The organism is Bradyrhizobium australiense, from assembly GCF_013114825.1.
In the GTDB taxonomy this organism is placed as follows: Bacteria; Pseudomonadota; Alphaproteobacteria; order Rhizobiales; family Xanthobacteraceae; genus Bradyrhizobium; species Bradyrhizobium australiense.
Window position 1 is genome coordinate 129,229 of sequence record NZ_JAAVLX010000015.1, and the last position, 8,823, is coordinate 138,051.

7 protein-coding genes and 1 pseudogene are annotated in these 8,823 nt (G+C 62.5%); 4 read left to right on the forward strand and 4 right to left on the reverse strand.

The features are described 5' to 3' along the window. The first annotated feature begins 260 nt into the window (after window positions 1–260). Window positions 261–2,369, forward strand: a complete 2,109-nt coding sequence (rpoD, locus tag HCN58_RS33115; RefSeq protein WP_171583539.1) for an RNA polymerase sigma factor RpoD — start codon at window positions 261–263, stop codon at window positions 2,367–2,369. Window positions 2,370–2,731: 362 nt separating this feature from the next. Here the strand turns inward: rpoD and HCN58_RS33120 are convergent, their stop codons facing one another. The 4 genes from HCN58_RS33120 to HCN58_RS33135 form a co-directional block, all read right to left on the reverse strand. Continuing rightward, on the reverse strand, window positions 2,732–2,968 hold the full coding sequence (locus HCN58_RS33120; RefSeq protein ID WP_065732426.1) for a hypothetical protein: 237 nt from the start codon (window positions 2,966–2,968) through the stop codon (window positions 2,732–2,734). 92 nt (window positions 2,969–3,060) lie between these two features. Then, window positions 3,061–4,635 (reverse strand): glycosyl hydrolase family 79 N-terminal domain-containing protein, encoded by a 1,575-nt coding sequence (locus HCN58_RS33125; RefSeq protein ID WP_235984097.1) that lies wholly within the window; start codon window positions 4,633–4,635, stop codon window positions 3,061–3,063. A 266-nt stretch (window positions 4,636–4,901) separates the two neighbouring features. After that, window positions 4,902–5,663 (reverse strand): IS5 family transposase, encoded by a 762-nt coding sequence (locus tag HCN58_RS33130; protein WP_171583540.1) that lies wholly within the window; start codon window positions 5,661–5,663, stop codon window positions 4,902–4,904. 104 nt (window positions 5,664–5,767) lie between these two features. Then, window positions 5,768–6,547, reverse strand: a complete 780-nt coding sequence (locus HCN58_RS33135; protein ID WP_171583541.1) for an ArsR/SmtB family transcription factor — start codon at window positions 6,545–6,547, stop codon at window positions 5,768–5,770. A 249-nt stretch (window positions 6,548–6,796) separates the two neighbouring features. Here HCN58_RS33135 and HCN58_RS33140 point away from each other — a divergent pair, with 249 nt between their 5' ends. The 3 genes and pseudogenes from HCN58_RS33140 to HCN58_RS33150 all read left to right on the forward strand — a co-directional run. Continuing rightward, window positions 6,797–8,206: an MFS transporter gene (locus HCN58_RS33140; protein ID WP_171583542.1), complete on the forward strand. Its 1,410-nt coding sequence runs from the start codon at window positions 6,797–6,799 to the stop codon at window positions 8,204–8,206. Window positions 8,207–8,247: 41 nt separating this feature from the next. After that, window positions 8,248–8,445 carry a DUF1127 domain-containing protein gene (locus HCN58_RS33145; protein WP_171583543.1) on the forward strand — a complete coding sequence of 66 codons (198 nt, stop codon included), beginning with the start codon at window positions 8,248–8,250 and terminating at the stop codon, window positions 8,443–8,445. 169 nt (window positions 8,446–8,614) lie between these two features. Beyond that, a pseudogene (locus HCN58_RS33150) lies at window positions 8,615–8,823 on the forward strand (IS110 family transposase); the annotation flags it as partial.

Consider the following 8,823-nt stretch of genomic DNA (forward strand, 5'->3'; position numbering starts at 1 on the left):
CAGGGTTAAGCAAAGCTTAAGGGCCTTCGGGCTACGAAAGACAGAACCGGTGATGCGGAAGGCAGGGGTGGCGACGGTCTGCGCCGCCCTTTGCGCGTCGTAACCATGGTGCGGAAAAGCGGGTGCCGCTTTCGGCCGATCATGCGAAGGCGAATGAGCAGAGCAAGGTGACGATCGAACGACGTCATCTCGAACGAATTGAGTGAACAACTGCGGGTGTGATGCACGTCCGCATGAAGCGCGTTTCGGGAGCTTGATGAATGGCCACCAAGGCAAAGACGCTGCAGGTTAAGGACAAGGAAAAAGACGACAAGGCAGCGGACGCCCCTGAGAAGGATAGCCCCGACGCGCCGTCGCCGTTGCTCGACCTGACGGATGCCGCGGTCAAGAAGATGATCAAGCAGGCCAAGAAGCGCGGCTTCGTGACCTTCGATCAACTCAACGAAGTCTTGCCCTCCGATACCACCTCGCCCGAGCAGATCGAGGACATCATGTCGATGCTCTCGGACATGGGCATCAACGTCTCCGAGGCCGAGGAGGCCGACGAGGAGGCCGAGAAGGAAGAGGCCGACGACGACACCGACAACGAGCTTGTCGAGGTCACGGCGAAGGCTGTCACCGAGGTCAAGAAATCCGAGCCCGGCGAGCGCACCGACGATCCCGTCCGCATGTATCTGCGCGAGATGGGCACGGTCGAGCTCTTGTCGCGCGAGGGCGAAATCGCGATTGCGAAACGCATCGAGGCCGGCCGCGAGGCGATGATCGCAGGTCTGTGCGAAAGCCCGCTGACCTTCCAGGCCATCATCATCTGGCGCGACGAGCTCAACGAAGGAAAGATCTTCCTTCGGGACATCATCGATCTCGAAGCCACCTACGCCGGCCCCGACGCCAAGAACAACATGAACCCGGCGATGATCGCCGCCCCAGCCGAAGGCGCTGCCGCCAACGGCGAGCCCGCGCCCGCGCATGTAGCGCCGCCGGCCGCTCCGCCCGCGCCGACCCCGTTCCGTGCAGCCCCTGCGGGCGATGCGGAGACCGAGGAGAAGGACCCGGCGGAAGCCGCCGCCGAAGGCGACATGGATGACGACGAGTTCGAAAACCAGATGTCGCTGGCTGCGATCGAGGCCGAGCTGAAGCCGAAGGTGGTCGAAACCTTCGACAAGATCGCTTCCGAATACAAGAAGCTGCGCCGCCTTCAGGAACAGGACATCGCCAACCAGCTGCAGAGCGAGTCGCTCTCGCCCTCGCAGGAGCGCAAGTACAAGAAGCTGAAGGACGAAATCATCGTCGAGGTGAAGTCGCTGCGGCTCAACCAAGCCCGCATCGATTCCCTCGTCGAGCAGCTCTACGATATCAACAAGAAGCTGGTCTCGTTCGAAGGCCGCCTCTTGCGCCTCGGCGACAGCCACGGCGTCGCGCGCGAAGACTTCTTGCGCAACTACCAAGGCTCGGAGCTAGATCCGCGCTGGCTCAATCGTGTCTCGAAACTCTCGGCCAAGGGCTGGAAGAATTTCGTCCATCACGAGAAGGACCGCATCAAGGAGCTGCGCGGCGAGATCCAGTCGCTGGCGGCGCTCACCGGGCTCGAGATCGGCGAATTCCGCAAGATCGTGCACGGCGTGCAGAAGGGCGAGCGCGAGGCGCGCCAGGCCAAGAAGGAAATGGTCGAGGCCAATCTGCGTCTCGTGATCTCGATCGCCAAGAAGTACACCAACCGCGGCCTGCAGTTCCTCGACCTGATTCAGGAAGGCAACATCGGCCTGATGAAGGCGGTCGACAAATTCGAGTATCGCCGCGGCTATAAGTTCTCGACTTACGCCACGTGGTGGATCCGGCAGGCGATCACCCGCTCGATCGCCGACCAGGCGCGCACCATCCGCATCCCCGTGCACATGATCGAGACCATCAACAAGATCGTGCGCACGAGCCGGCAGATGCTCAACGAGATCGGCCGCGAGCCCACCCCGGAAGAGCTCGCCGAAAAGCTCGGCATGCCCCTGGAGAAGGTGCGAAAAGTCCTCAAGATCGCGAAGGAGCCGCTCTCGCTGGAGACGCCCGTCGGTGACGAGGAAGACTCACACCTCGGCGATTTCATCGAGGACAAGAACGCGATCCTCCCCATTGACGCGGCGATCCAGTCCAACCTGCGCGAAACCACCACGCGGGTTCTGGCCTCGCTCACCCCGCGCGAAGAACGCGTGCTCCGCATGCGCTTCGGCATCGGCATGAACACGGACCACACGCTGGAAGAAGTCGGCCAGCAGTTCAGCGTGACGCGCGAACGCATCCGCCAGATCGAGGCGAAGGCGTTGCGCAAGCTGAAGCATCCGTCAAGGAGCCGGAAACTGCGGAGCTTTCTGGACAACTAGCACTGATTGTCATTGCCGGGCTCGACCCGGCAATCCATCGAGACAAAGCGGCGGGCGAAAGCCCGCCGTTTTTGTTTGCCTCAGGTCGCGCCAAATTCTCACGCCAGCGCCGGGGGCCACCCCTCTCCCCGCCCTCCCCCGCAAGGGGGGAGGGAGCCGTACCAGTGTGCTCACCTCACATTACGGCTTGGCTATCCCTGATGTGATTGGCACGAGTCAGGGACGCATCGGCGGTAGGTTCCCTCTCCCCTTGCGGGAGAGGGTTAGGGAGAGGGGTGCCGCTTGCTCCGCTGGTAGTTGAGCGAAGACGCTCTCCGGCGATCGCGACGATGGGTTGATGCAAGCGGGCCTTGCCTGCCAACCTACTTCTTCTTCGCGCCGACCCGGCTGATGCTCTTGATCTTGAGCTGCGGGCGGCCGGACTTCTCGGCGATCTCGCGGTCCTGCTCCATGATGTAGCCGCGCGCCGGCTCGTCGCCATCGAGCCCGCCGAGCAACTCGGCAGGCACGCGCCGGTTGGAGCGTTGCGAGTCGTCTTCATAGACGACATTGAAAAAGGCGAATTCGCCTTTGGGATTGGTTCCGGGTTTTTTCGCCATGGGCGGCTTTTCGTCGATCAGGACACCGCTGTCAAAGAAAAATAGAGGGCCCGTGACGGCCCGCAAAGGGCCGAATGGGATCGGAAAAAAATTCAATCGCATGCCGCGTTCTTGGCGTCCGCAACCGTGAGGAAGACAATCGTGGCCGGTCCGATCTCGATCGACCCCGGCGAGGTCACCGCGGAGACCTGTGGAAGATCGTCATTCGGGCCGAGATCCAAAACCGTCCCGTTCAGCTTCACGCTAGCGCTTTCCAGATGATCCGCCGACAGCGTGTAACGCTCGCTGGCCGCGGGCAATCGCAGCATGGCCGCGGTCGTCCTGTCCGTATTGATCGCGAGCAGCGTGACGGCCCCACGCATGCCTCGCCGGCAATGCGCGTAGAGGTGCATCCCGTTGTGCACGCCGGCGTCGAGAACGGTCGTTCCCATCAGTCTGCGCCAAAGCAGCGCCGCCCAGTAGTTTGGCCGCGGCCGTAACGTCGTCTCGTCAAGCAGGCCGTAATCGCTTGCCGCCAGCGTGTTGTGCGCCACCACTTGAACGCCGGCTTTGGCAAGCCGGCCGAGCTGATCGAGATATCGGAAGGTGTCGAGGAAAGTGGAAGCCCAGGGATTACCGCCGCAGGCGGCCTCGGCGGTCTCGGTCAGCCAGATCGGCTTATCAGGCGCAAACGCGTCCCGGAGCGATCGGTAAAACGCGAGCGTTTGGTCCGTGCTCTTAAGCCACGCTTCCGAAAGGGCGGCCTCTTCCGTGGTCTGACCCGGAATGCCGGAGCATCGCTGCGAGAGCGCACCGTAGTGATGATAGGAGAAAGCGTCGATGCCGGGGCCGGATGCGGCAAGCAGGTCTCGCGTGCGGATGAAATCGGAGCTGGATTGCGGGGATGATTGCGACGCTGTCGTCTCGCCGATCGAACCGGGGCCCAGGACGATCACATCCGGTTCGCTGTCCCTGATGAACGCAACGAAGGCCTTGAAGTCCCGCCCGTAGGCTGCCGCGTCGTAGCTATCAGGTGCGCCGCCCATGGCGGCCAGCGTCGGCTCATTCATGAATTCGGCGGCGGCAATTCTGCCACCGATGGACTTGGTATAGGCGAACAAGCGACGCGCCTGATCGCTCTGCCATTGGCCTGCTGCGTCGCGGACACCGGAGCTTATGGCCATCGAGGTCACGATCTCTGCGCCGGCCGCGCGGGCAAAGTCGACGACGCCTTTCCATCGCTCGCGACTGAGCACTGCGCTGAAGCCGTTGGGTGGCGTCGAGGGCGTCTCATCGCTTTCAGCGAAGTAGGTGCTATTGGCCCAGGTGCCGCTGACGCGCAGGTAGGCCGGGGCCAGCGCGGCAGCCAACATACGCAGTCGGTGGTTGGACAAGTCGATCGGCTCCCGATACGCGTAAAGATCGGGGTTCGCGCCCGCGGGGATATTTCCGGCGTTGTCACCGCCGCGAGCCGAGGCACTCGCTTTGTAAGGCTTCCAGAACCGTCCGCCGGTGACCTCGACCATTTCCACATTGTACGATTGAAAGCGCGTGTCGATGCTGCCGAGATGGGGCAAGCGTGAAGGGTCAACGAAAAGCGTCGGCACCTGGGCGGCAGCCGTCGGGATTGCCGTGAGCGCTGCGATCATCATTCCCATTTCAACTTTGAAACCACTGGACCTGGTCATGGCCATTGTCCTTGGAGGAGCGGAAACGATCGCGAGGGCGAGGCAACACGGCTAGGGCAAAGCAGGAACTAATCGATGTTATTATACCTAGGCCTGTTCCGGGCATCCACGAACGGAGGACGAAGCCCGCCTTTTGCTTGTCCCCGTTTGTAGACGAGAACCGGCCGATCCGAACGGTCAGCCAAAAAAGCGTCGTGCGAGTGCAGCGCGCTCACCGTCTACCTGTGCACTGACCGATTTTAGGACAGGGCTCGACGTGGCGATGGCTAGGACGCGGACTCATAAAGACGCAGCCATAGCCTGATTGACGCGAGTTGAACGAAGGCAAGGTAGTTGGCAGCGAGCCTGTCGTAGCGCGTCGCCACCCGACGACATTGTTTGATCCTGTTGAAGAACCGCTCGACTTGGTTGCGAGCGCGATAGAGATAGGGGCTGAAGCAGATCGGATCGCTCCGATTCCTTCTCGGCGGGATGTTGGCCCATGCGCCCTTCTTCATGGCGAACTCTCTGATCCAGTCCGCGTCATGGCCGCGGTCGGCCAGCAGCATTGACCCAGATTTGAGGCGAGACAGCAGCTTTCCCGCAAGTCGAACGTCGTGTGCCTCGCCGGGGCTCAATGCCAGCCGTACCGGCAGACCATTGCTATTGACCACAGCATGAATTTTGCTCGTCAAGCCGCCGCGCGACCTCCCCATCGATTGGCGCTTGTTTCGTGTGATGCAGGCTCCATGCTGATGCACGCGGACAATGGAGGTGTCGATCATCTGGACAGCGGCATCGTGGGCTACGGCAAGTGCGTCGATGATGCGGCCCCAGACACCAGCCCGTCGCCAGCGGACGAAACGGTTGTAGCAGGTCGTGTACGGGCCAAAATGATCCGGCAAATCGCGCCAAGGTGCACCGGATCGCAAGACCCAGAAGATGCCGTTGAGCACACGTCGGTCGTTTACCCGAGGAACGCCACGAGGCTTATTCGGCAGCATGGGCTTGATGGCAACCCATTCATGATCAGCGAGTTCGTAGCGCACGATTCGAGCCCCCAGTTTGAGAGTTTGAATCACAGGGGTCTGGCCAATCGCAACACTTCGGGCTCAGCTCCGGTCCCCACAGCCGAAAGTGGCTAATCGCGCTACTACCTCCGTCCGGGGGACGCTGATTCGACCGCTATAGCTGATACCCGGCCTCCGGAGAGTGATCCAACACGCCCATCGTGACCGTCCATCGGGGGTGCGCCCTCGATGCCGAACGTTGTGGCGAGTTCTCTAACGCCAACTGGGGTTACGACGAGCGCTCGGCTATCCCTGACGTGCTCGACCCAATCGTGCTCGAGAGCGTGATCAAGAATGGCGGCGCCGACCGCCCCGGCCAGATGCGGCCGGCGCTCGCTCCAGTCGAGACAGGGGCGACAGAACACCCGGCGCTTGGAGGCGAGGCGAAGATCGACGCCCAACTCATCGAAGAATGACCGACCGGCATCGGTGAGTTGTCCGCCATCCTCGTCGAGCAGAATGAACGACTGTTGCACCAGCCGGTCGGCGATTACGACGGCGATGCGGCCGGCCATGTGGTCATAACACGTGCGCGCGTGTCGGAGCGTTTCTCCGCCGCGCCAGAGATTGCGCTGCCGGGCGGGGCCTTCCTGCGCCACGACCATGAGGCCTTCCAGCACGCGCGCGACGTGCGGAGAGGCCAGGCGGAAATATCGTCGTCGGCCCTGTTTTGCGAGCGCGAGCAATCCGGCGTCGCTGAGTTTCGCAAGATGGCCACTCGCTGTCTGCGGCGCCACGCCAGACACATAGGCGAGCTCCGAGGCGGTCAACGTTCGGCCATCCATCAGCGCGCTAAGCATGTTCGCGCGCGCTGGATCGCCGATGAGTGCCGCGACCTGGGCGATTTTGGGTCCCGTGTCCATGTCTTTCTCGTACGCCGACGAGGACGCAGTGCCAAGCACAAATACTTCGGTCAAGACCGTAGTGTTTCTGCGAGACCGGTTCGATCAGGGGACTTAGGTTGCCTGGACGCCAATAAGCCCGGCGAGGGAACTGCCGCGATGACGCGAAAGATCATCCCGCGGCTCCGAATATTCGATTGGTATCGAATGACCATCGCAAAGCGGGCTGATCTGGGCCGTCAAATTCTCACAGGCAACTGAGTGTGATCAATGCAAAAAACTTCGTTCAACACAAGGCAGCCGGAACTAGCCCACTCCGACAACACGTCATCCCGTTCGCCTCTCGCGACGGCGCTGGCACTTGCCGCCACGAGCCTCGGCCTTGGCGTGGTGCAGCTCGATATCACCATCGTCAATACTGCGCTGAGCAGCATCGGCACCTCGCTCGGCGGTAGCGTGGCCGAGCTGCAATGGGTGGTGACCGCCTATACCATCGCATTCGCGGCCTTCATTTTGACCGCCGGCGCGCTCGGTGACCGCGTTGGCGCTAAACGGATATTCATCGCGGGCTTTGCGATCTTCACGTTGGCTTCGCTCGCCTGCGCGCTGGCGCCGTCGGCGATATTCCTGATCGCCGCACGCTCCGTGCAGGGCCTGGCAGCAGCGATCCTGGTGCCGAACTCGCTGACGCTGCTCAATCATGCCTATACCGATCCGAAGGCGCGCGGCCGCGCGGTCGGCTTCTGGGCCGCAGGTGCGAGCGTCGCACTGACTTCGGGGCCGTTCGTCGGCGGCGCGCTGATCGCGCTGGTCGGCTGGCGCGCGATCTTTCTCGTCAACCTGCCGATTGGCGCCGCCGGCCTCTGGCTTGCCTGGCGTTATGCCGAGGAGACGCCGCGGCTCGCGCAGCGCGAGATCGATCTGCCGGGACAGATCGCGGCGATTGCAACCCTCGGCACGCTGGCCGGCGCCCTGATCGAAGGCGGCGTGCTCGGCTGGAGCCATCCGCTCGTCATCATGGGCTTCGTGGCAGCGGCCGTGATCGGACTCCTGTTCGTATGGCGCGAGGCGCGCGCGCCACAACCGATGCTGCCGCTCTCGCTGTTCCGCCACCGCATGTTTGCGCTGACCGCTCTGGTCGGGCTCCTCTTCAACATCGCCTTCTACGGCCTGATCTTCGTGCTCAGTCTCTACTTCCAGAAGGTCAACGGCTGGTCGCCGTTCGCAACAGGCCTCGCCTTCGTGCCCATGATGGGCATGGTGCTGCCCGCCAACCTCGTCACCGCATCGGTCAGCGAGCGCCTCGGCGCGCCGCAAACCATTGCACTGGCTTGTGTGATCACTGCCGCGGGCTGCGTTGCGCTGCTGCCTATGGCCTCAGGCACCAGCTACGGGGCAATCGGCGCTCAGCTCATGGTCCTCGGCGGCGGGCTCGGCCTGCTCGTGCCGTCCTTGACCTCGACGCTGCTCGGCAGTGTCGAGAAGTCGCGATCCGGCATCGCCGCGGGCGTATTGAACGCAACGCGGCAGACCGGCAGCGTGCTTGGCGTTGCTCTATTCGGCTCGCTGGTCGGAGGCAACAACGTGTTCATTGCGGGCGCACATGCCTCGCTGCTCATTTCGGCCGCTGTGTTGCTCGCCGGTGCGGTCGCGATCTGGCTTGGCCGAGCAAAGGACTGACGATGAAGGGGAGGGGCAGATCGACCTCGTATGGTGCCCGGATGTCGAAGACCGTGGGGCCGGACGGTTCGCAGCTTTCTTATGCAGTGAAGCGCGCGTTTGTCACACTGCAAATTTGGCGCGAGCGGGTTCGGCAGCGCCGCGAATTGGCGCAATGGACTGACCGCGACTTGCATGATGTCGGGCTGTCCTGGACCGACATCGCTCTGGAAATCAAAAAACCCTTCTGGCGGGCTTGAATAGCACTCGAGCAGGGCTGCCTCTTGCGCGACGAGGCCGGCCAAAGAAGGCGGACCTTTGTCCAACAAAATTCTTCTGCTTTTGATGCTGTGGACGGCTCCTCCACGGGCACGAGAGTGCCAAGGAGTGGGCGCCGTTTGAGGCTCCCACGATTCGGAGGAGTAGCCTATGCAGTCAATTTCGACGATTGGTCTGGATATCGCGAAGTCGGTCTTTCAAGTGCATGGCGTCGATGCAGCCGGTCAGGTGGTGATCCGCCGCCAGCTCAAGCGCCGTTTGGTGCTGTCCTTCTTTGAGAAGTTGCCGCCGTGCCTGGTGGGGATCGAGGCTTGCGCGTCATCCCATTATTGGTCCCGCGAACTGCAGGCGTTTGGACA